Origin of the sequence: Paraburkholderia sp. HD33-4 (genome assembly GCF_021390635.1) — a bacterium.
GTDB lineage: Bacteria > Pseudomonadota > Gammaproteobacteria > Burkholderiales > Burkholderiaceae > Paraburkholderia.
Genome location: NZ_JAJEJS010000002.1, coordinates 653,763 through 675,971 on the forward strand (window position 1 = coordinate 653,763; position 22,209 = coordinate 675,971).

A 22,209-nucleotide genomic window follows, 5' to 3' on the forward strand; every position below is an offset into this window, starting at 1 on the left:
TGTGGAAATAGCCACGAAGGCTCAGGCCGAATTGTCTTGGACCGATTCGCGCATGACCGTGGAGTGGAATTCAAACATCAATCGGTCGGGCACCGCCACGCTGGTAAGAATGGACCCGCTGCGGAAATCAGATTTGACACCGCAGAGGATGAGTTGGGATCGGTTCAAAAGGCATGTTTCGGGACTGCAACCGAGAAAATTCATTTTTCGCGGGCAACAAAAGCCGTGGCGCTTGCGTTCGCACTTTCATCGTACGGGCCGCTCAGACTTGATCCGCTATACGTTTGAAGACCTCCCGACTCTGCATCGACATTTGAGCGCAAGGACCCGTCATATTTTCAACAGGGCAGATAGCGATGAAAATGGCGCTTTTTTGCATCTCGCCCAACATCACGGATTTCCCACGCCGCTGATCGACTGGACCTATTCACCTTTCGTCGCGGCGTTCTTTGCGTTTCGGAATATCACAATCGAGTCGTCCAAGAAGCGCAACGCTGGCTACGTCCGCATCTTCCTGTTCGATCAGGCCCAGTGGCGAGATGATGTCATACAAATCCCCATTACGGCCCCAGCCCATCCCCACATGTCACTGATGGAATTCATGGCGATTGAGAATGAGCGGTTGATTCCCCAGCAAGCACTTTCTGCGCTAACAAATGTCGATGACGTGGAGTCGTATATAGCAGCGGTCGAGGCAAATCGAAACACACTCTATCTCACGGCTATCGATATCTCTATTAAGGAGCGGGAGAAGGTAATGAGTGAACTGGCGCTAATGGGTGTAACTGCAGGCTCGCTTTTTCCCGGTCTAGATGGCGCATGCGAAGAATTGCGCGAGCGATTGTTCCCCCGCTAACAGCAGACCCAAGAAGCATGCTGTCCTTAAATGTTGATGTTCACGCAGAATTGACCCACTAAGGGGCGTAATTTTCATCGAATTTTGACCCACGTGATTGAATGTCCTGCTCAATCTTTGAGCAGGGGATACAGAGGTGATCACGGTGGGCATATTGGCCAAGATCAGGCGGATGTATTTCCGCGAGCAGGTCCCGCTGCGCGAGATTGCGAGGCGTACGGGCCTGTCCCGAAACACGGTGCGCAGCTGGCTGCGGCAGACCGATTCTGTCGAGCCGAAGTATCCAAAGCGCGTCAGTCCGAGCGTTGTTGACGAGTGGGCCGCACAGCTGACGGGCTGGCTGCGGGCGGACAGTCATCGCCCGAAGCGCGACCGGCGCACCGCGCGATTCATGTTCGAGGCGATCCGCGGCGAGGGTTACGCGGGCAGCTACGGCCGCGTCAGCGCGTTCGTGAGGCGCTGGCATGAGGAACAGGCCGAAGCGCCGCGCAGAAAGGCCTACGTGCCGCTCGCCTTCGAGCCCGGCGAAGCCTTCCAGTTCGACTGGAGCTGCGAATACGCCTTCATCGGCGGGCTGCGGCGGCGCCTCGAGGTTGCCCACGTCAAACTCAACGCCAGCCGCGCGTTCTGGCTCGTCGCCTATCCCACCCAGAGTCACGAGATGCTGTTCGACGCGCACGCCCGCGCATTCGCCGCATTCGGCGGTGTGCCCAGGCGCGGCATCTACGACAACATGAAGACCGCCGTGGACAAGGTTGGCCGCGGCAAGGAGCGCGCGGTCAACGCACGCTTCGAAGCGATGTGCAGCCACTATCTGTTCGAGCCAGAGTTCTGCAACCGGGCGGCAGGCTGGGAGAAAGGCATCGTCGAAAAGAATGTTCAGGACCGCCGACGGCAGATCTGGCACGAAGCGGCGCTACGGCGCTGGGAGACGCTGGAGATTCTGAACGAATGGGTCGCCGGCCAGTGTCGCGAAGCCTGGCACATGCGGCACCCGCAATGGCCCGAGCTGACAGTCGAGGACGTGTTGCAGGACGAGCGCACCCGGCTGATGCCCAACCCACGGCCGTTCGACGGCTACGTCGAGCAGACCCTGCGGGTTTCGTCGACCAGCCTGATCCACGTCCAGCGCAACCGCTACAGCGTGCCTACCGAGTACACGAACCAGCTGGTGAGCGTGCGCTGCTATCCGGCGTATCTCAGCGTCGTCGCCGACGCGCACGAGATCGCCCGCCACGAACGCAGCTTCGAGCGGCACATGACCTTTTACGACTGGCGACACTACATCACGCTGGTCGAGCGCAAACCCGGCGCACTGCGCAACGGTGCGCCCTTCATCACGATGCCGCAACCGCTGCAGCTATTGCAGCGGCACCTGCTCAAACACCCGGGCGGCGATCGCATCATGACGCAGGTGCTCGCCGCGGTGCGCGAACACGGACTCGATGCTGTGCTGCTCGCTGTGCAGGCTGCGCTGGATTCAGGGCGCCCCAGTGGGGAGCATGTCCTGAACGTGCTGAGCCGGCTGAAGGCGCCTGTCACGAGTGCCAGTCTCGCCACCACGAAACTCCAGCTCAAGGAAGAACCGGCGGCTGACGTGAATCGCTACGAGACGCTACGCGCCAACCCACCGGAGGATCGTCATGTCTAACGACATCATTGCCCAGCTCAAGGGCCTCAAACTGCACGGCATGGCGAGTACCTGGCCGGAGCTACTGGCACAGGCGCGTCACACTGACTTCGAGCCGGAGCGCTTCATGAAGCAGCTGTTGATGGCGGAAACCGCCGAACGGCAGGTCCGCTCGATCGCTTACCAGATGACCGCCGCACGCTTCCCGGCTCACCGCGACCTGAAAGGCTTCGACTTCGCACAGGCACAAGTTGATGAAGCGCTGATTCGTGAACTCAGCGAACTGTCGTTTCTCGCAAGCGCACACAACGTCGTGTTCATCGGCGGCCCCGGGCACGAGACATAATGCTCACCTCCCTATGTCATTGAAGATCAATGGATAATTGATTTGAGTTATCTGATTGCGGACGGTCCGCAGCTCGTCGCTCCAGATAATTGTCGACGTCCACCTGCTGGATGATCCATGGCGCACCCAGACAAGCCTGTGACGCCGGCAACCTCCCGACTCGAATCAGGCGGATGACGGTTGGCGCACTGATACCCAGCAGGGTGGCTACTTCTGTAACCGTCAGTTCGCGGCGCTCCTGCCGTTCGCCTTCGCGATATGCAGGGATTCGATGGTCCTTCCGCAGCGTGCAGATTCGCGCGGCGGTCCAGGTGTGGCCCTTCGCCGTCCGTTTGCCTAGTCGATTGATGACCGCCGCTACGCCTTGATCTGCCAACGTTCTCGCCAACGCGCGAACGATGTCTATCGTTGCGACATCGGTGGCCCAGCGATGCTCACCTGTGTGGTTCTTCTCGAACACGATCTCGGTGTGATCGCCTCCTTGCCAATGCACGAGTGCACGAATCGTGTCGTCCTGCTTTGTGGCAACGATCTCCTTGACGACCGTCCTAAGAATGCGTTTCTTGATCTCGACCGAACTGGCCGGGTGGTGCCATAGCCGGGGCAGGTCTTCACCGAGTCGCAGAAGTTCATCACGCGCGCCCGCACTCAGCGCCCTCGATGACTGTTCGCGCAGGAGGTCGAGTTCGGTCTGTATTTGCACCTGCGTCTTCAGCGTTTCATTCCACCGTCGCTCAAGTTCCGCCGCAACCAGCCGGTTCTCAGGATCAATCGCATCGTATTGCCGACGTGCTCGCGCAGCTTCATACCGCGCCTGTTCAAGTGCCAGCTCCTTGTGCCGCACGCGTTCGTCCTGCTCTGTTCGTGTACGTTCAATGGCCTCGAGTGATGCACGAATACCTAACGGTTGAAGTTGGCGCAAAACTTCTTCAGTAACGCGTTGATCAACACGAACCGCACCAAACGAAATGCAGCGAGGGCCACCATGATTGATCATGCTGCCCTGACAGTTGTACCGCGCGACGGTGCCTTTGGTGCCGGAATACGCAACGTGCAGCTTGCGCCCGCAGTGACCGCAACGAAGCAGTCCCGCCAGAAGCGAGCTCCCGCGCTTGACAGCGCCGCGGACCATGCTGCCCTTCATGTTCGCGTTATTGGTAATCAATTTGCGGTTCGCCTCGTACTCGTCCCAGCTAATGTAGCCCGCGTGGTGCTCGATGATCAAGGCCTGCCATTCCTCGCGCTGAAGGGGGTTGCCCGCAAACACTCGCTTGCGTCCGTTCACAATGCGAGCAATAGTCCGGGTCTTGCCAAACGCGTATGCGCCGCCATAAGTCGGATTCGTCAGGATGTGCAGAAGGGTGTTATAGACGGGAAGCTTCCATACAATGTGGCGACCGTCCGGGCCGTAGTTCACCGCGGGTAGCTCAATGCATTCCTGTCGAATCCATAGGAGGACCTGCCTGACGCTACCAAACTCGCGAAACTTCCGGAACGCCAGATCGAGCGCTTCCCGGACGCGGGTATCAGGATCCTTCTCGATACGATTTCCTTGTGCACGCACATAACCGATTGGCACCGACGTGAACAGTTCACCGCGTTTGGCTTTCTGATCAAGAGCCGCCTGTGAGCGTTGGCGAAACGTCGAAAGCTCCATCTCGGAAAGCGTGCCCTTCATGCCTAACAGGAGGCGATCGTTAGGCTGTCTCGGATCGTAAATTCCATCTTCGTCAATCAGCAGGCATCCTACAAGACGGCAGAATTCCAGAAGCGTGTGCCAGTCACGACCATTGCGCGCAAGACGCGAGGCTTCGATGCAGAATACGGCACCCACTTCGCCGCTGCACAGTGCCACCAATAGGCGCTCGAATCCGGGACGATGATTGCCAGAGCCGGAGCGACCCAGGTCGTCATCGATAACCGTCGCATCTGGCCAGCCAAGTCCGCGTGCGCGATCGGCAAGCCCGTATTGGCGCAACTGGCTCTCGCGATTGTGGTGGACCTGATCCAGCGTTGACTGACGGACGTACACGTATGCACGACGGGAAAGGTGTTCAGCGCCGATCTTGCTCATCACGCGCCTCCGCTTCGATGACGTCGATCAACGCGAACATCAGCAGCGCCAGTTGCGTCACCAGCTCGGCTTGCATCTCCTCTGATACTAACGCCTCCGGCACAGTTTCCTCGAACAGATCCTTCTGCCTCGTCATCTGGTTGCGCATCTTTGCCTCCCTCAGGTGTTACCGCCGCAAAGCACGATAACGCCGTGTCGACCAGGCGCAGAAGTTCGATCAGCACCGCATGAGGCAACTCCGGCTGGACGACGACAGACATGCGGGCAGCATCCTCGCCTGCCATCCACGGCGGAAGATGCGTCAGAGTGCCATCGGGCTGCCTGATAGTCAGATACGACTCGCCCCGGTAATTGTTCATCCCGATGACGGTTATCCGTTCACCGCAGCGAGGGTGAAACGGATAGCGGATGATCACATCATCGCAATGATGATGGGCAGTGTGTAGTGGGTTCGCCGGGCACTGGCAAGACGCACCTTGCCTCGGCAATCGGAATCGAGGCCGTACAGCGCCACGGCAAGCGTGTGCGTTACTTCTCAACTGTCGAGCTGACCAACGCCCTGGAGCAGGAGAAATCGGCGGGCAAACAAGGCCAGATCGCACACAAGCTGATGTACGTCGATCTGGTGATTCTCGATGAACTTGGCTATCTGCCGTTCAGCCAGACCGGTGGCGCATTGCTGTTCCACCTGCTGTCAAAGCTGTACGAGCATACGAGTGTCGCGATCACCACCAATCTCAGCTTCGGCGAGTGGGCAACGGTGTTCGGGGATGCAAAGATGACGACAGCGCTGCTGGACCGGGTTACGCATCATTGCCACATCGTCGAGACTGGCAACGAATCGTGGCGCTTCAGGACCAGTTCTGCCAAAGCGAAGGCAACGAGAAAAAGGGCAGCAAAACCGGCTGGAAACGAAGAGTTATCCACACCGGAATAGATGTACTACGCTGTCTCGAGGTGGGTCAAATTTAGATGAAAACGGTGGGTTAAGACTCCGTGAAAATCAACAGCACGGTAAAGATAGACCCATTTGCCGCGGACTTTCACATACGTCTCGTCGACCCTCCACGAGCGACCCGCGGAATTCGCAAACCGGTCCCAGCGCTTGACGAACTCCGGCGTGAAGCGTTTGACCCAGCGCATGATCGTAGTGTGCGCCAGCGACAGCCCGCGCTCGGCCATTATTTCAACGAGGTCTCGAAGGCTGAGCTTGTAACGCAGATACCAACGCACACACAGGACGATGACTTCGCGGTCAAAGTGACGGCCGCTGAACAGCCTGTCGATGTCTACCAGCTTACCCATAGCCTGCTCGCGCTCGTCAAAACCCGAGCTTAACCTACCGGCAGCTCCGATTTGCACCGGAGCCCCGACGATGAAGCAGGTCACCACGCCGAACGGCGCGAAGCGCATCGTCGAACTGCGCATCATGTCCGCCTCATACCGACGGCTGGAAGACGGATCATTGGAGCAGAAAGATGACCGGACGTTTCCGGTTGACGTGACGATCTGGAACGAGCGCCACACCGAGCGCGTGATGCAGCACATCAGGACCGGCGCCAGCGTCGTCGTCAAGGGAGACCTCTACGTCAATCCGTGGATGACGCGCGAGAACGAAGCCATGGCCGGCGTGCATATCGACGCCGAGTCGATTGCGTTGACCCTGGTGCGCGTTGATCAGGTGATTTTTCAGGCGCGGCAACGGCGCAATGGTGACCCCGGTGACGTAGGTGATAGCGCGGATCTCGACCCGATACGGGGCGACGCGGTCGGGCCCACCGAATTCGATCGGCCCGAAGACGGGATGGACCCGCAATCCACTTCCGCGGGCTGAGTTACCGGAGAGTGGCGGTTCCCGCTCAATATCAAACGGGCATGGCTATTTGTGTCCCCCGCGATCTGGAGCTTTCCATGCAGCAGATTTCCCCATGTTTCAGATACCCGGACGCCGGTGAACTCAAGATGCTCGAAGCGCTGGTGGCTGATACGGTCTCGGCCGCGATCGCTACCGGGCGATCGAGCGAACAGTTTCATGGCTGGGAAGTTCAGGCCTGGACCAGCGAAAGTCGGCTTCTGCGGCGTGCTCACCTGCGCATCCTCTATCGCAGCGCGCTGTGGCAGCAGGCGGACTGGATCCTCGACTGGCCCAGACCTGACAGCACCTTGCATTGAGGGCGCGTGGATGAACAACCCTCGGGAGGCACCTCTCATGGGCCACGTGAGGCGATATCTCTGGGGAAAGTTGCGGCCCGGCGACTGGATCCGTGGCCACGTTTCGCCGAATCGGCCCCAAGTCGAGCCGGTTGCCAGTGCTATCCCCGTACCCGTGAAAAGGCTGCATGGTCACTTGAGGAACTTTAGTGACCTCGACATCGAGATGGATATGCCGTCCCGCCGCGCGGCTGCTGTCCCTCTGGCCAACCGCCAGCCCGCTGCGGGTCGACCCTCCCACAACGCCTCATTTTCATCGTGTCATGCTTTACGGTGTGGCCTTTACGGTGTGGCCGGCGTCGCCGTCGCGCTACTCGCGTGGTATCCCGGTCGCTGGCTCGCGGTGCTGATCCTTCTGCCCGCGATCTGGTCCACCACATGTCGCCGATGGTCAGCACTATCTCTATGGGCTGGCTACTATCTGACGGGAGCGCGTGACATCCCCGTCGTGTGTGAGCGTTTCTTCGCTGGTTACGGCGACCTGTCAGCAAGCACAGCGTTTGCGCTTGGCGTTGTTTTCTGGCTGGGACAGGCGCTCGCGTTGGCCGCTCCGTGGGCATTCCTGACACCGCGGGCCGCTGAAGCACCGCGCGCCGCGCGCGCCCTGCTCGCAATCATGCTCGTGTCGCTTCCACCACTGGGCACCATCGGCTGGCTCTCTCCCATATACGTCGCCGGTGCGCTCTATCCCGGCTGGCAGCTTGCGGGCCTGTTGTTGGGAATGTGCATGCTGGCGACGGCGGCACGCATTCGGCAATCGCGCGCGGCGTTGCGGGTCGGCGCGCTGTTGATCGGCGCGGCGGTGGTCGCGCATCTCGACGGGCATCGTCCCGAACTTCCGTCCGGTTGGATAGCAGTCGACACGTCTTTAGGCAGACTCGATCAACGCGACTATGAAACGCTCCACGCTCGCTTCGTGGCGACAATGCAAACCGCCCAGTGGGGATTCGAAAGCGGTGCGGGAGTTGTCGTCTTTCCCGAGGAACTGGTCGGCGTATGGCGGCCCGCGATGCGGTACTGGTGGCGGGACTATCTGCAGCAACTGGCAATGTCGAACAGGACGTTGATTCTTGGTGTCGATCTGGAAGAAGAAGGTTCCATTTCCGGCCGGCCGATCAGTGGCGAACCCTTCCTTCGGTACACCGACAGTGCCGTGATCGTCGGAGCGGGTTATGGACGCTTCGACAGCCGTCAACCTGTGCCGGTGGGATTGTGGCGCCCATGGGCCAGTGTGAGCGCGACTCGTGGAAGTTTGATGCAGTCCTATCTGAAGATTGCGGGCCGGCGCGCGGCGTTCTCCATTTGCTACGAAGATTTCCTGTGGTGGCCGCATTGGCGCCTACTGATCGATCGACCCGATCTCCTGGTCAGCATGTCGAATAGCTGGTTCAATGCCGATCTATCCCTCGCGCACATTCAACAGCAGAGCGTGTATTCGATCGCACAGCTCACCGGCTTGCCGCTGCTACGAGCAGTGAATCGATAACTTCGACGTGCGTGGAGTGACGGGGACTATTGGAGACTATTGGCTACTATCGGGGACTATTGAAAAATCCCGTAGCGGCGGGGCTTCGGGAGGTGGCTTGTACTGAGCATTCTGGATGGCAGGCCGAGGTAGCTTCAATTTTTGACGGTATACCTGACGGTATTTTTTTGAGCCTTGGGTCCAGGCGTTGCGCGATACCGTCAGGCGGATCTGGACGGTGACGGTATCGCGCGCATTTGCAAAAAACTCCCCGGCTCGAGAGGCGTTGGGCCCGGCGCATTGCGTCCTTATAAGCATCGACGCTGTCCAATTCCATGAAATACAAAACGGGTGATGATACTGTGAAAGCGCGTAATTGGCGCCGCAGGTGTGTACCAGCCTTGGATTGGGTTGGCCGACCACTCGATTCAAACACCTTTGATCGCGAGACGATCTCGAAGGCAGACATCAATGCCAAGCCTTGCGTTTTTTTGGTCAAAAAATAGAGGATTGCGAAATAAAGTCACTGACTGGATCGTGGTTTTGATGTCTGTGACGATAGGGTCGTCCAAACAGTTGGCGTTCAATCTTGCGCCGAGCGCTCGTTGAACTCACAGTCTGTCGCCTGTTTTAATCTATCGCGCCAGCTCTTTATTCGTTGCCGCACTGGTCACTTGAGGCACTGCTATAAGCACCTTGTCTGCTTGTCCACGCATTCAACGGTTACAGAAGACGCGATAAGCAACGGTCCCATTTTAGGAATTGGTCGTATCAGCCACTAGGTGGCTCTGTGGTAAGCACCATTGCTTGCAGCGCAAAGCCGGGTGCTGGTCGCCCCATCGAAGAGACCGGTACCATAGAGTCCACCTTAAATCGCCTGTGCCGAGCAGCACACTGAGATGGAGCACCCATGAACGAAATGACCCAGAAACAAGGCCTGAAGGTCGACACGAATCTTGTCAGGTTCGTTGAGGAGGAGGCCATTCCCGGCACGGGCGTGGACGCTGCGGCTTTCTGGAGTGGGTTCGACTCGTTGGTCCACGACCTTGCTCCGACGACCCGAGCTCTGTTGGCCGAACGCGAGCGTTTGCAGGCCGAGCTAGACGCTTGGTATCGCAGAAACCCAGGCTCGGTAAAGGACCTGCGCGCTTATCGCGAGTTTCTGAAGGGTATCGGTTACATTGTGCCCGCGCCGACGCGCGTTCAGGCGACGACTGCCAATGTTGACAGTGAGGTCGCCGAACAGGCTGGGCCACAACTCGTCGTGCCGCTGTCCAACTTGCGCTATGCGCTGAACGCGGCGAACGCGCGCTGGGGTAGCCTCTATGATGCGCTCTATGGCACAGACGCCATCGACGAAAGTGACGGCGCAGGGCGCACAGTCGACTTCAATCCCGAGCGCGGCGCAAAGGTGATCGCCTACGCGCGGACGTTCCTTGACAACAGCGCCCCCCTTGTGGACGGTTCCCACGCTGACGCGACCAAGTACTACATCGAACACGGTAAGCTTGTTGTCACCCTAAAAGATGGCGGCAAGAGCAGCCTGAAGGTACCCCGGCAGTTCGCTGGCTACCAAGGCGTGGCGGCTGAGCCCTCGGCCGTTTTGCTTGAGCACAACGATCTGCACTTTGAGATCCAGATTGACCGGGATGACCCTATAGGCAAGTCCGATGCGGCACATGTAAAGGACGTGCTGATGGAGGCGGCGGTCAGCACGATTATCGACTGCGAAGACTCTGTCGCGGCCGTCGATGCGTCCGACAAGGCGCAACTCTACCGAAACTGGCTCGGCCTGATGAAGGGCAATTTGTCGGAGCAGGTGACGAAGAACGGTAAGTCTTTCACTCGCACCATGAGGCCGGACCGTGAATACGTTGCGCCGGATGGCTCCACACTCACGCTGCACGGCCGTTCGCTCCTCTTCGTCCGAAACGTTGGTCATCTGATGACTAACGCAGCCGTAGTCGACCGTGACGGCAACGAGATTCCCGAAGGCATACTTGATGCGGTGATCACCACCCTCGGTGCGTTGCACGACCTGAAGAACAGGAACAATTCGCGCACCGGATCAATCTACATCGTGAAGCCGAAGATGCACGGCCCGGCCGAAGTTGCATTCACGGATAAGCTCTTCTCGCGCGTCGAGGATCTGTTTCGCCTGCCGCGACACACGATCAAGATGGGCATCATGGATGAGGAGCGCCGTACGAGCGTGAACCTGACGGCATGCATCGCGGCGGCGGCGGCGCGCGTGGCGTTCATCAACACTGGCTTCCTGGATCGCACCGGCGACGAGATGCATACTTCGATGGAAGCGAGTCCTATGATGCGTAAGGGCACCATGAAATCGTCGGCGTGGATCAGTGCGTACGAGCGCAACAATGTGCTCGTCGGCCTAGTCACGGGGTTGCGCGGACGCGCGCAGATCGGCAAGGGTATGTGGGCAATGCCCGATTTGATGCGCGCTATGCTCGAGCAGAAGATTTCTCATCCGAAAGCCGGCGCGAGTACAGCATGGGTCCCGTCGCCAACCGCCGCAGTGTTGCACGCACTACACTATCATCAGGTTGACGTGCAGCAGGTTCAGGAAGAGATGGAAGACGCCATCTATGAAGGTCAGGAAGACAAGCTGCTTGATGGCGTGCTAACGATTCCAGTCGTAGACAAGCCGTCATGGTCAAAAGAAGACATCAAGAACGAGCTTGAGAACAATGCACAAGGCATCCTCGGTTACGTTGTGCGATGGGTCGATCAGGGCGTGGGTTGCTCGAAGGTGCCGGATATTCACAATGTCGGGTTGATGGAAGATCGCGCGACGTTGCGCATTTCCAGTCAGCACATTGCGAACTGGCTGCGCCACGGTATCGTCACTGAAGAGCAGATTCGCGAGACGTTTGAGCGCATGGCAGCGGTGGTCGACGAGCAGAACCAGGCTGATCCACACTATCGCCCGATGGCGCCCGCGTTTGAAACATCGCTTGCGTTTAAAGCCGCCTGTGCGTTGGTGTTCGAGGGGCGTACGCAGCCTAGTGGCTACACGGAACCGCTGCTCCACAAATTCCGTTTAGCCGCTAAGCAATCTCTGTGAGGAATGTCGCCGTCGTGTGAGCGCTCCGTTTGGGAGCGAGGCGACAACTAGACCTGTACCTTCAGTTGCTTCGACGTCGATCTCGAAGCGGCCTTGGATCCGCTGTGTAAGTTTCAGCTCGATATATTCATATGGCACTTGACCGCAACACTCCGTGGGCGAATGTTACGTGGCTTCCCACCTCGAAACTCATCGACCTGTCGTTACGAAACCACCTATGTCTTGCCGTCTTGCGCTCGGAGCATGGAAAAGCAGTGCATATGGGGATGATTGTCAAAACAATGTTCTCTTCGTTCTTCATCTTCGACGCGGGGTTCGGTAAGGGCGATGTTTCGATCTTCCTGGCGGCTGATGAGAGCCTTAGCCAGAGGGAAATGCCAAAGCTTGACTCTCCATGGAGTCTTCGCTCATCCGCGATGGGGCCTACGGCCCGTCTCCTCGCGCTCTACGATGAACAATTGCAGACTACGCCTCTGCGCGACCTGATGGAGGGGCACCAACGAGCAATTGAAAACTTCGCGGCTCCACCACAGTGGCGGCTGTCGATTCCGGCACTAGTGCAACGGTATAGGAAAAGAAAAAGGGTCGGCTAGTCCCCAGCTGTGTATCGTCGAACTCTCTACCTTGAGCGGTATGCGGGAGTCTGAACGTCGGGAACTGGCGCAGTTGAACCGGCTGCATGCTACGGGGCGAAGACCAGATTCCCGCGCAGTCAACGCAGCTCCGAGGCCAGTGTCGTCGGCTCGATGGCCCAATGCAATAGCTCGGTTCTGGAAAGTGAAGCCCCCGACCTTTGCGTGTAGCGCAATGTTGCTTTGCGTCGTACCAACTGCCTGCGAGCCTCGGACCTTATTAGACTGAATTTTTGCAGTGACGCGTTCGGCGTCGGTCTGAACAGGCAGTCACTTTCAGTTTGCAGGGTAAATGACTGTTGTAGCGATCGCGCCGAACGAACTGTACGAGCCCGAGAGGCATGTAGTGGCACCGTCGTTAGTGGTGGGCATAAGAGAGGGAGGCAGAACGCGTGCTAAATCTCCAGAACGGGATAGGAATAAGCTGCGGCCATCGGAATGATTGGATCCCGGGGGCATCTTTGCCCGCCTTTCCCATCATTTCACGCTGGATGCCTCGCCAGCGCGTCAGATCTCAGCTACCCGGCGGGAATCAAAGCGTCGAAGTAATTCCAGAGGGAGCAGGCCGACTTACCCCGTCCGGTAAATTCAACCGCCGACACGTTGAGCGCAAGCGAGACCGGACGCCATCCCGGATATCTAACCAACTTCGCGAGTTATGGAGACATTCGACTACATGATCGTTGGCGCGGGTTCTCCTGGCTGTGTACTGGCAAGCCGATCCAGTTCTTACAACGACAGAATCAATGGGCTTGGCAAATACCTTGAGGGCACACGCTATCTGATGACGCGAGGGGGATATCTGGCGTTGGGCACGTCTCAGGTGGCCGCATTCGTGAAAAGCCAGTCGGAGGTTGATTATGCCGATCTGCAGATCTGTTTTCGACCGATGACTTTCAATTTCCATCAGGATGGCCACGTCAAGGTAGACAAAGACCCGGGGGGCGGCGTATCAGTTTTCATCCTGCGGCCGAGAACGATGGGAAAGGTTAGCCTGCGCTCAAGAAATGCTGCTGATGCGCCAGTCCTCACACCAAATTTCCTAACGGATGAGGACAATGTGCGCGCGATGATCAGTGGCCTTAAACAGATTCGTTCAATTATGGAGATGGACCCGATTGCCTCGCGGATCATAGACGAGCAATTGCCCGGGAAGGCGATTCAAACGGATACCCAATGGCTTGATTTCATGGCGAAAACAGGGAGCACTGCATCGCACCAAACGAGCACATGCAAAATGGGCAGCGATGCAAGGTCAGTCGTTGACGAAAGACTACGTGTCAGGGGCGTCGACGGTTTGAGAGTGGTGGATGCGTCGATTATGCCGCACATCACCTCCGGCAATACCAACGCGCCGTCAATCATGACTGGTGCGAAAGGAGCAGCGATGATCAAAGAGGATACTCTGTCCAGACGCGTCATTCACGATTGAACGCGCCGGGGGAACTATTATCGCGGGCCTTAAGGGAGTACTGATGCTTTCATTGCAATGTGAGACCCTCGAAGAATGTGACACTCGGCGGGGACATCAGAAGCTCCGCGGATATAGTTTCAGGCATCGAGCGGGTGCTTCGCAATTGGCAGTCATTCTGAGTTGAGTCGTTGTTCTGTGAACGACTCCGCTCGTATACCCAACACTGGACAACGGATTCAGCAGTGGCCAAATTTCATGTTGCGTCTGTTCGGCGGATCACCTGGGCCGCCGAATGTTTTGACCGCCACATTTTGCGAGAGTGTGGCGGTTTTTTTTCGAAGTAAGAGAACCCGATTGTTCACGCAAAGATTTAAAGACACTAATCCAGGAGTCGCTGCACGGGGAGCGCACGGATTTGGCAGGCGATCCGTACCTCCGAGATTTCTAAACACCAGTCAACTGATGGAGCGCGCGAACGGCGTCTTGACCATCTGTTTGGCTCCTGCCTAGGTCAGTGCTGCAATCTTTGCTTAGAGGGCAATGATCCCTGGCACGAACGTGTCTAGTACAACAGGAGGTCTATTTTTAGAATTGATTTTGTCAGGAAGCTTCATGCAATTCGCCACGGAAGCTTTGTTAGGAAACTTGGAGACAATCGAAAATGTACGAAACGACGACCGAAACGCAGCTCGAGGAAGCACGTGCGCTGACGCCTGCGGAGAGCGTGACGCTGTGGCTGGGGTCTTTTGAAAAGGCGCTGACCACGGGTGACCGTGCGGGAATGGAGCGGCTGTTCATTGAGGACTCGCACTGGCGGGATCTGTTCGCGTTCACGTGGAATCTGACACCGTCGGATTCCCGGGAGGCTGTCGTGTCGACATTTTTGCGCGAGCAGCCGCGCGTGCAGGCGAAGGGGTTCAAGATTGCCGAAGGCCGCACCCCGCCGCGGCGCGTGAAGCGCGCCGGCGTGGAGATTATCGAGGCGATTTTTCAATGCGAGACGGCGGTAGGGCGTTGCGTAGGTATTCTCCGGCTGCCAGTCGTCGAGACGCAGAAGGCGTGGATCATCAGCACCGCGTTGCGTGAACTGAAGGGCTTCGAGGAGCCGGTGGACAAGAAGCGCCCCGACGGTGCGAACAAGCGCACGTTTGGTGGCCAGGCGTGGGGTGAACGGCGCGCGCAGGAGCAGGAATACGCCGACCGCGAGCCGGCGGTGCTGATTGTCGGCGGCGGGCACAATGGTCTGGCGATTGCTGCGCGCCTGCGCCTGCTGGGCGTGGACGCGCTGGTGGTCGAGCGGCTGCCCAAAGTCGGCGATGTCTGGCGCAAGCGCTACAGCGCGCTCGCACTGCACAACGAAATCCATCTGAACCACATGCCGTACATGCCGTTCCCGTCGAGCTGGCCGAAGTACCTGCCCAAGGACATGCTGGGCGACTGGCTGGAGGCGTATGCCGTTGCGATGGAATGCAACGTCTGGACCAACACGAATTTTGTGCAAGGCCGCTACGATGAAGCGCGCGGCGAGTGGACGGCACGGGTGCGTCGTGCAGACGGCACGGAGCGCGTGCTGCATCCGCGTCACATTGTGTTCGCCAACGGTGTGGTCGGCGAGCCGAAGATGCCCGACGTGCCCGGACTGAAGGACTTCGCGGGCAAGCTGATCCACGCGCAGGGGTTCGAGAGCGGTGCGCCGTGGAAGGGCAAGAACGTGCTGGTGCTGGGTGTGGGCAACAGCGCGCACGACATCGCGCAGGATCTGCATGCGCACGGCGCGAACGTGAAGATGATCCAGCGCGGTTCGCTGACGGTGTTCAGCGTGAAGGCGGCCAGTATCAACCACGCGATCTACTACCAGGAGAACCTGCCGCTGGAGGACTGCGACCTGATCGCGACCAGCAATACGGCAGACGTGTTGCTGCGCGGTTACAAGCTGGCCACGCAGCGCATGATTGAAATCGACAAGGACCTGATTGAAGGTCTGCAGGCGAGGGGGTTCAAGCTGGACTTTGGTCCGGAGAACGGCGGTCACCAGATGAAGATTCGCCGGAACCACGGCGGCTATTACCTGAACGTGGGATGTTCGGACCTGATTGTCAGCGGCGACGTGGGTCTGCTTCACTACGAAGACCTCGACCGCTTCGTGCCCGAAGGCGCGCTGATGAAGGACGGACACATCGAGAAGGCGGACCTGGTGGTGGCGGCGACGGGTTATCACCCGCCGACGGACGTGGTGCGTGAGCTCCTGGGCGAAGAGATTGTCCAGAAGATCGGGCCGATCTGGGGGACCGACAGCACCGGCGAGATGGCCAACATGTACAAGCCGACCGCGCAGAAGGGCCTGTGGATCACGGGCGGCGGCTTCGCGCAGGGTCGTGTGTGGTCGCACTACGTCGCCCTGCAGATCAAGGCCCGTGAAGCCGGTCTCGTGGACTGACGCGGTGAGCCGACGCATGAAACAGCCCAATAAAACCCTACGCGAGCTTTTGGACCGTGATGGCGCCCTTTTGAGCGCTGGCGTGTTCGGCCCAATGCCCGCAAAAATCGCGGAGCAGGCCGGGTTCGAATCCGTCTACATGGCAGGTGGCGGCACTGCGCTGGCGCGGGCGGGATACGCTGATCTCGGCCTGATGACTTTGACCGAGATGGCCGACAACGCCGCTTCGATCGCGCAATCGGTGTCGGTGCCAGTAATTGCCGATGCCGATACCGGCTTTGGCAATCAGCTGAACGTGCAGCGCACCGTGCGGGAGTACGAGCGCGCTGGCGTCAGTGCTATCCACCTCGAAGATCAGGTCTTCCCTAAGAGATGCGGCCATATGGAAGGGAAGAGTCTCATACCCATTGAGGAGGCCGTTCAGAAGATTCGTGCAGCAGTGGACGCGCGCTCCAGTCCAGACTTTCTGATCATTGCACGGTGTGACGCGCTTACCGTCGATGGGATGGATGAAGTAGTGCGTCGCGGCGAGGCCTATTTGGAAGCTGGAGCAGACATGCTCTTCGTCGAATCTCCACGCTCGATAGATGAGATCGCCGAGATCCCGAGGCGTCTGCCGGGAAAGCACGTATTTAACATGTCATCGAGTGGAAAGACGCCGATACTGTCTGTGGATGAGGTCGGTGAACTGGGCTACAAGCTGATGCTTCTGCCGAACTTCACCACGCTGGCCGCGATTAAAGCGATGAGAGAAGTGCTGGCCGAGATCAAGTCGACTGGGACAGTAGCTGGGGTGGTGGATCGCTGCGCGACCTTCAAGGAGTTCACCGCGCTCGGTGGCCTCAAGGAGTTGCAAGAGGTTGAAAAGCGATACGGTGTGCCCGCTTCCGCGACAACATTTCGAAACTGAGAATTGATCATATGCGTATTTCAAAGTGGACCCCGGAACAAAAGCCACAGCCAACAGAACTCGTCGAGGCGATTCTCGAGCGACGCGGCGGCAAGCTGATAGACCTTGACCGCGCCCTCCTATGGAGCGAACCGCTTGCGCGCGCTTGGAACGTCTATCTGAAAGGCGTGCGCACTGGGCTAGGAGTGAGTCGAAAGCTTCGCGAGTTGGGCATCTGCACTGTGGCGTTAATTACGGGCGCCCGTTACGAATATCACCACCATGCTCCAGATTTTCTGGCGGCCGGTGGCGAGCAGGCAGAACTGGACGCATTGAAGATGTATCTCGAATCGCACAACAACGACGCGCTCCAAGGGATGGGTAAAGACGAAGCGTTGGTTGTTCGGTATGCGGAGCAGATGACGCGTAACGTACAAGTCGATGATGCTCTGTTCGGTCTTCTTCAGGAGCGTTTCGATACCCAGGAGCTCGTGGAAATTACGGCGTCGATCGCGACGTACAACATGGTTGCCCGCTTCCTTGTGGCACTAGGCGTAACGCCCGAAGATGAGCGCAGGTAACGGATTTGGGAATCCGTGCCTCTTGAACACACTGTTCCGGCCAAGGTTCACGCCGGTCAGACAAAGTTTTCCCTACTTTATCTGTACGAAAATGACTTCGACAACTCACTTTTCTCATATCAAACCGAGCGATACAGCGTTCGAGAGTGGCGGCCTGCGCGATTTCTTTGTTTATCGCGACCTTGGGATCGCGAAGGCAACGGAAGGAAAGGTGGTAGCACACCTCGTCCGTGCCAACGCTGAACCCGAAGCAGGAACGGGCTGGCATGTTCACGACGCCCAATTCCACATCGTTTACATGCTCAAGGGCTGGGCGAAGTTCATGTACGAAGGGCAGGAGACTCTGGTGTCGGCGGGGGATTGCGTTCACCAGCGACCTGGAATCCGGCATTTCTTGTTCGACTATTCGCCGGATATGGAATATCTCGAGATCGTCGGTCCGGCTGACTTCTCTAGCGTCGGAGTGGATGGCCCTTGCCAGGCTCCTGAGCCGGCTGCTTGGAGCAAGACCTAAGGGCCCCGGCGCTGAGTCATCCCGATTAAGCACCTGCACGGAGGAATGAATGAGACTTTCTATTTCACGCAAAGATCTTTCCCACTCCACGCAAAGATAATTGCGCACAGCCTCTGGCCTCCGCTCAAGTGGGTGCCTACACCTATTGGCGGCAGTTTCCGCTCAAACGACAATCAACATTCCACTGAGTTTTGGTGAAATCCAATCCCGTTATGACGACCGATCAGAAAGTGCAGAGTGCCTCACCTTTGGACGAAGAAACAAGCCGCCGTCTCGCAGAGCTTGACGCCGTATTCAAGTCTGCAGAGATTCCAGATGGGCTTCGACGCAATGCGCCGAGCCTTCATGCGACGGCTTCCGATTTCTGGAGTATGGCATTCAAGCCGAGTGCGCTCTCTCCGCGGATGAAAGAACTTGTCCTTGTCGCGCTTCATGGGACTGTGACAGCGCTGGACTCGGAGGCCGTGCATAGGCATGTTCGCCGTGCCATTTCGGCGGGAGCAAGCGCATTGGACGTCGTGGACGTTTTGACGACCATTGTCAGTGCGGCCAATCACGCCCTTTACTTTGCAATGCCGGTCTTGATTGGTGAGCTGAAAGAATTCGGACACCCGGACGCCGAAGTCCCACCGTTGACCCCGGCGGCCCAGTCGATCAAGGACGCCTTCATTCGGGAACGTGGCTTCTGGAATGAGCAACGAGACTTGCTCGCGAGAATGATGCCAGAATACTTTGCTGAACTGTCGAAAATCTCAACAGTCTCGTGGAAAGATGGCTCATTGACACGAAAGGAACGCGAGCTAATCTGCGTCGCGATTGACTGTACCGTGACACATACTTTCGAGCCGGGTCTCCGTATCCACATCCGAAATGCGCTCAAGGAAGGCGCGAACGCGAACGAAATTTTGGACGTATTCAAGCTCGCTTCGCTGATCGGACTGGAGGGTTACATCCTCAGTGCTGAGGCTTTGTTTGAGTCTCCGGCAAGTTGATTTCTTGTAGCCGTTAGCTATGTCCAACTAGCTTAGGAACCCGTCGGTGGCTATGGCGTGAGATCGAATTCGCCGACAAGGGTCTTTGATGCCCGTAGCCCGCGGCGAAGTCGTCTTGATTTCGTTTAGGAGACAGATTCATGCAGTTGCTCGAACAAGGCAGCGCGGGTGTTGAAGGCGCTGTTGGAAACTCCGACTCACGCGCCATTGAACGGCGGACAATCAGTAAAGCGACAAAACGGCTCGTTCCGTTCGTTCTGCTGTGCTATTTCGTTGCGTACCTTGACCGAACGAATATAGGTATCGCGGCGCTCCAGATGAACAAGGACATCGGGATTACGGCGTCGCAATTCGGATTTGGTGCAGGGATTTTCTTCCTCATGTATTTTTCGATGGAAGTCCCCTCCAATATTCTGATGACGCGCTTCGGCGTTCGTCGGTGGGTAGCGCGCATTATGTTCACGTGGGGAGTTGTGGCAGCGGGAATGGCTTTCGTGAAAGGTGCGAGTGGCTTTTACACGATGCGGGCCCTTCTAGGGGTAGCGGAAGCCGGCTTCTTCCCCGCGATGATCTTCTACCTGACGACTTGGTTCCCGGCAGCCTATCGGGCGCGGGCCATTAGCTATCTACAGGTCGCCGGACCTATGTCATTTCTCATAGGCGCCCCAATCTCAAGCGCACTTCTTGGTTTTGATGGATATCTCGGGATGCACGGTTGGCAATGGATGTTCATACTCGAAGCCGTGCCGGCGATCCTCCTTTCAGGACTCGTCCTTTTTCTTCTGTCAGACAATCCGAGGAGTGCGAAGTGGCTCTCGCCAGATGAATGTGATTGGCTTACTAAAACGCTTGCCAGCGAGGAAAAGCGACGGACAGATGTTCGCCAGTACTCTGTACTTCAGGCGATGGTTGAACCCCGTGTTCTTCTCATGGCGCTTGTTCACTTCAACATCGTTTTGAGCGTGTACGGCGTTGGCTTCTTCCTTCCACAGATCGTGAAGGGCTTCGGTCTTAGCAACTTCCAGACCGGGCTGGTTTCCGCAATCCCGTATATCGCCGGAAGCGTTGGCATTATTTGGCTTGGCCGCCGCTCCGACGCGACGAAAGAACGTCGGTTGCATACAGCGGTGCCGTTGCTCGTTGCGGCAGTCGCTCTGATTGTCGCTGCGTCGACGCAGACGCTCGAGGTCAAGATGATGGCGTTCAGCTTCGCGGCGTTCGGCGCGTACGGCTGTGTCTCGGCGTTTTGGACACTCCCATCGACCTTCCTCAGTGGCGCTGCCGTTGCCGGAGCCATAGCCATTATTAGCTGTATTGGTGCTTTGGGCGGGTTCGCTGGGCCTTGGGTCATGGGCCTCGTAAAGGACGCGACCGGTAGTTTCTCCGGTGGCCTCTACTTTCTCGGGATAATGGACTTACTCGCGGTTGCCATCGTGTTAGCGTTGTCCAGCCTCAAAGAACACGATTCACATCTGGCCTGACCAATTTCGCCCGAATCGTAGTTCAAAAAGACTTTCTTCACTCCGGACTCGCATGCGAAATCCGCTGCGACTCCGTTTTCGCGCTAACGCCGTGATCGGCTCGCCACTGAGGATCTCAGATCCTGGCTCACGTGGGATGCCTCGCGTGTGCGCGCCTTGCAGCCCTCGCTTGAATGCTCGAGTTTTCCCCCTCCCACGCCCCTCCTGCTTGAAGTTTCCTGCGTTCCACGCGGCCCTGAAGGCGGAACCCACCGTCAATTCGGCGGCCGCTACGCAAGAGATATATCATCCGCCCTACCGCGACTATATCGCGATATAGTCGCGCCAGAAACGAAGCGGCGCAGAAGGAGGCCGGGGTTGGCGTTCAGAATGGATCATCAGGTAGATTGTTCTGTGGCTCGGGTAGATTGGGTGGGCAATCGCGGCGGAACTATTGACCGAAGACGGTGTTAAACCACAGCCAGGAGTTGGCGAGGCCGACCTCCGATAGGGTCGCTCTACGACCGCAGATTTTGCCAAATAATTAGTACTCCAATATCATATTATTGAGAGAGATCGTGGGGATGTGAACTGGACGTATTTCATGAACGTCTAAAACACCTGTTTAGACGCTCTAAACCCCGCCAGTTCTCGCTGACATATAAAAGGGCAGCTGGGCACAATCGGGCGCTGGAACAGCAGACAACGTGTCGAAAGGATTGACGAGGTAACTTCGGGCGCCATGCAGCACCTGCTCCGTCATTGAAAGCGTGAGCCAATAACTGATAAATGTTATATGCCCATTTAAAGTAAATATTTTTTTTACTTCCGTCGCAATATTAATATTAATTAGATATTATATAAAATAATATAAATATTAATCGCTCAAATTGTGGCGCTTGACGGGTCGTGCGAGTGATGTTGTGGACGCAGTTGGGCGTCAAGACACACGCCAGGAGATTATAACCACAGCGCATATCCGATTCGCCCCTAAGCTAGTTATCCATCTCAGCGTTCCCTAGACTGATGTCGGACAAAGCTAATCTCAATATCTAGCAGTTGAGCAAGGGAGGGGGAGGTGACCGCGACCGAGGCGACGAAAGCACAGTCATGAGCGATGGGCGACATGCGCGATTGGTGACGCGACGCAGACTGTTCCGCCGGCCGACGACGTGTCCAACAACGACACGCAGACTTTTGGGCGGGTACGGGCGGTTTGTCGGCGCTTCCGACTCCGCGATAACGTCTCCCAAAAGCGCTTCGCGTTGAAAGACGCGTCCGTGTGCGAAAGAAGGAACTATCCCGGGCGGTCGAATTGACCACTACCTCGATATTGCGTACTGGAGACCCAATCGGAAGGGCTAGTTTGGAGCGCCATGGATTCGCACGGCTCCAATGCCACCAGATCTGTACGAGCAAATTGGCGCGATCATCGCAGTACTTCTCGAGTTCGGCATCGAAATCGTTCATTTAGACAAACCAGTGGAAGGTCCTCCCACACATCGTTATAAGTAACGTCTCGGATGTCAGTGGATTGTATGCCATTTGTGAAGCGACTGGATACCTGATCGCACTGACCTAGGCAACCGATTTTCTGCGCGAACTTCGCCCTATCGGGAG

At 57.5% G+C, this 22,209-nt stretch carries 17 protein-coding genes and 2 pseudogenes; 16 read left to right on the forward strand and 3 right to left on the reverse strand.

Annotation, left to right across the window (positions count from 1 at the left end; all coding sequences use genetic code 11):
- The first annotated feature begins 52 nt into the window (after positions 1–52).
- The 3 genes and pseudogenes from L0U84_RS22910 to L0U84_RS22920 form a co-directional block, all read left to right on the forward strand.
- The gene (locus L0U84_RS22910) at positions 53–856 is read left to right on the forward strand and encodes an FRG domain-containing protein (RefSeq protein ID WP_233852914.1); all 804 of its coding nucleotides are present in this window, start codon (positions 53–55) and stop codon (positions 854–856) included.
- A 172-nt stretch (positions 857–1,028) separates the two neighbouring features.
- Positions 1,029–2,507, forward strand: a complete 1,479-nt coding sequence (istA, locus tag L0U84_RS22915) for an IS21 family transposase (RefSeq protein WP_267939715.1) — start codon at positions 1,029–1,031, stop codon at positions 2,505–2,507.
- Positions 2,500–2,820 (forward strand): annotated as a pseudogene (locus L0U84_RS22920) (ATP-binding protein); the annotation flags it as partial. The gene istA and the pseudogene L0U84_RS22920, both read left to right, overlap by 8 nt.
- Before the next feature lie 28 nt (positions 2,821–2,848).
- On the opposite strand, the gene L0U84_RS22925 reads toward L0U84_RS22920, so the two are convergent.
- Positions 2,849–4,906: a recombinase family protein gene (locus L0U84_RS22925; protein WP_233845960.1), complete on the reverse strand. Its 2,058-nt coding sequence runs from the start codon at positions 4,904–4,906 to the stop codon at positions 2,849–2,851.
- Positions 4,887–5,054 carry a hypothetical protein gene (locus L0U84_RS22930; protein WP_011493047.1) on the reverse strand — a complete coding sequence of 56 codons (168 nt, stop codon included), beginning with the start codon at positions 5,052–5,054 and terminating at the stop codon, positions 4,887–4,889. The genes L0U84_RS22925 and L0U84_RS22930 overlap by 20 nt, the downstream gene beginning before the upstream one ends.
- 294 nt (positions 5,055–5,348) lie before the next feature.
- On the opposite strand from L0U84_RS22930, the pseudogene L0U84_RS22935 reads away from it, so the two are divergent.
- Positions 5,349–5,843: pseudogene (locus tag L0U84_RS22935) on the forward strand (ATP-binding protein); the annotation flags it as partial.
- A gap of 5 nt (positions 5,844–5,848) precedes the next feature.
- Here L0U84_RS22935 and L0U84_RS22940 read toward each other — a convergent pair.
- Complete coding sequence (locus L0U84_RS22940; RefSeq protein WP_267940018.1) at positions 5,849–6,211, reverse strand: IS6 family transposase; 363 nt, start codon at positions 6,209–6,211, stop codon at positions 5,849–5,851.
- Positions 6,212–6,281: 70 nt separating this feature from the next.
- On the opposite strand from L0U84_RS22940, the gene L0U84_RS22945 reads away from it, so the two are divergent.
- The 12 genes from L0U84_RS22945 to L0U84_RS23000 all read left to right on the forward strand — a co-directional run bounded on the left by L0U84_RS22945 (position 6,282) and on the right by L0U84_RS23000 (position 20,610).
- On the forward strand, positions 6,282–6,740 hold the full coding sequence (locus tag L0U84_RS22945; RefSeq protein ID WP_233852916.1) for a single-stranded DNA-binding protein: 459 nt from the start codon (positions 6,282–6,284) through the stop codon (positions 6,738–6,740).
- A 77-nt stretch (positions 6,741–6,817) separates the two neighbouring features.
- Positions 6,818–7,078, forward strand: coding sequence for a hypothetical protein (locus tag L0U84_RS22950; RefSeq protein WP_233852918.1), 261 nt, complete (start codon positions 6,818–6,820; stop codon positions 7,076–7,078).
- A 328-nt stretch (positions 7,079–7,406) separates the two neighbouring features.
- Positions 7,407–8,603 carry a conjugal transfer protein TraB gene (locus L0U84_RS22955; RefSeq protein WP_233852920.1) on the forward strand — a complete coding sequence of 399 codons (1,197 nt, stop codon included), beginning with the start codon at positions 7,407–7,409 and terminating at the stop codon, positions 8,601–8,603.
- A gap of 889 nt (positions 8,604–9,492) precedes the next feature.
- Complete coding sequence (locus L0U84_RS22960) at positions 9,493–11,670, forward strand: malate synthase G (RefSeq protein WP_233852922.1); 2,178 nt, start codon at positions 9,493–9,495, stop codon at positions 11,668–11,670.
- A 131-nt stretch (positions 11,671–11,801) separates the two neighbouring features.
- Positions 11,802–12,263, forward strand: a complete 462-nt coding sequence (locus tag L0U84_RS22965) for a hypothetical protein (protein ID WP_233852924.1) — start codon at positions 11,802–11,804, stop codon at positions 12,261–12,263.
- Positions 12,264–12,978: 715 nt separating this feature from the next.
- The gene (locus tag L0U84_RS22970; RefSeq protein WP_233852926.1) at positions 12,979–13,734 is read left to right on the forward strand and encodes a GMC family oxidoreductase; all 756 of its coding nucleotides are present in this window, start codon (positions 12,979–12,981) and stop codon (positions 13,732–13,734) included.
- Positions 13,735–14,377: 643 nt separating this feature from the next.
- Entirely contained in the window at positions 14,378–16,153 is a 1,776-nt protein-coding gene (locus tag L0U84_RS22975; RefSeq protein ID WP_233852928.1) for a flavin-containing monooxygenase, read from the forward strand.
- 16 nt (positions 16,154–16,169) lie between these two features.
- A complete protein-coding gene (locus tag L0U84_RS22980; protein ID WP_233852930.1) occupies positions 16,170–17,063 on the forward strand; it encodes an isocitrate lyase/PEP mutase family protein in 894 nt (297 codons plus the stop codon).
- 11 nt (positions 17,064–17,074) lie between these two features.
- Positions 17,075–17,623, forward strand: a complete 549-nt coding sequence (locus L0U84_RS22985; protein WP_233852932.1) for a carboxymuconolactone decarboxylase family protein — start codon at positions 17,075–17,077, stop codon at positions 17,621–17,623.
- Between the two features lie 91 nt (positions 17,624–17,714).
- A complete protein-coding gene (locus L0U84_RS22990) occupies positions 17,715–18,137 on the forward strand; it encodes a cupin domain-containing protein (protein WP_233856704.1) in 423 nt (140 codons plus the stop codon).
- A gap of 194 nt (positions 18,138–18,331) precedes the next feature.
- Complete coding sequence (locus L0U84_RS44025; protein WP_233852934.1) at positions 18,332–19,129, forward strand: carboxymuconolactone decarboxylase family protein; 798 nt, start codon at positions 18,332–18,334, stop codon at positions 19,127–19,129.
- A 140-nt stretch (positions 19,130–19,269) separates the two neighbouring features.
- Positions 19,270–20,610, forward strand: a complete 1,341-nt coding sequence (locus L0U84_RS23000) for an MFS transporter (protein ID WP_233852935.1) — start codon at positions 19,270–19,272, stop codon at positions 20,608–20,610.
- The last annotated feature ends 1,599 nt before the right edge of the window (positions 20,611–22,209 follow it).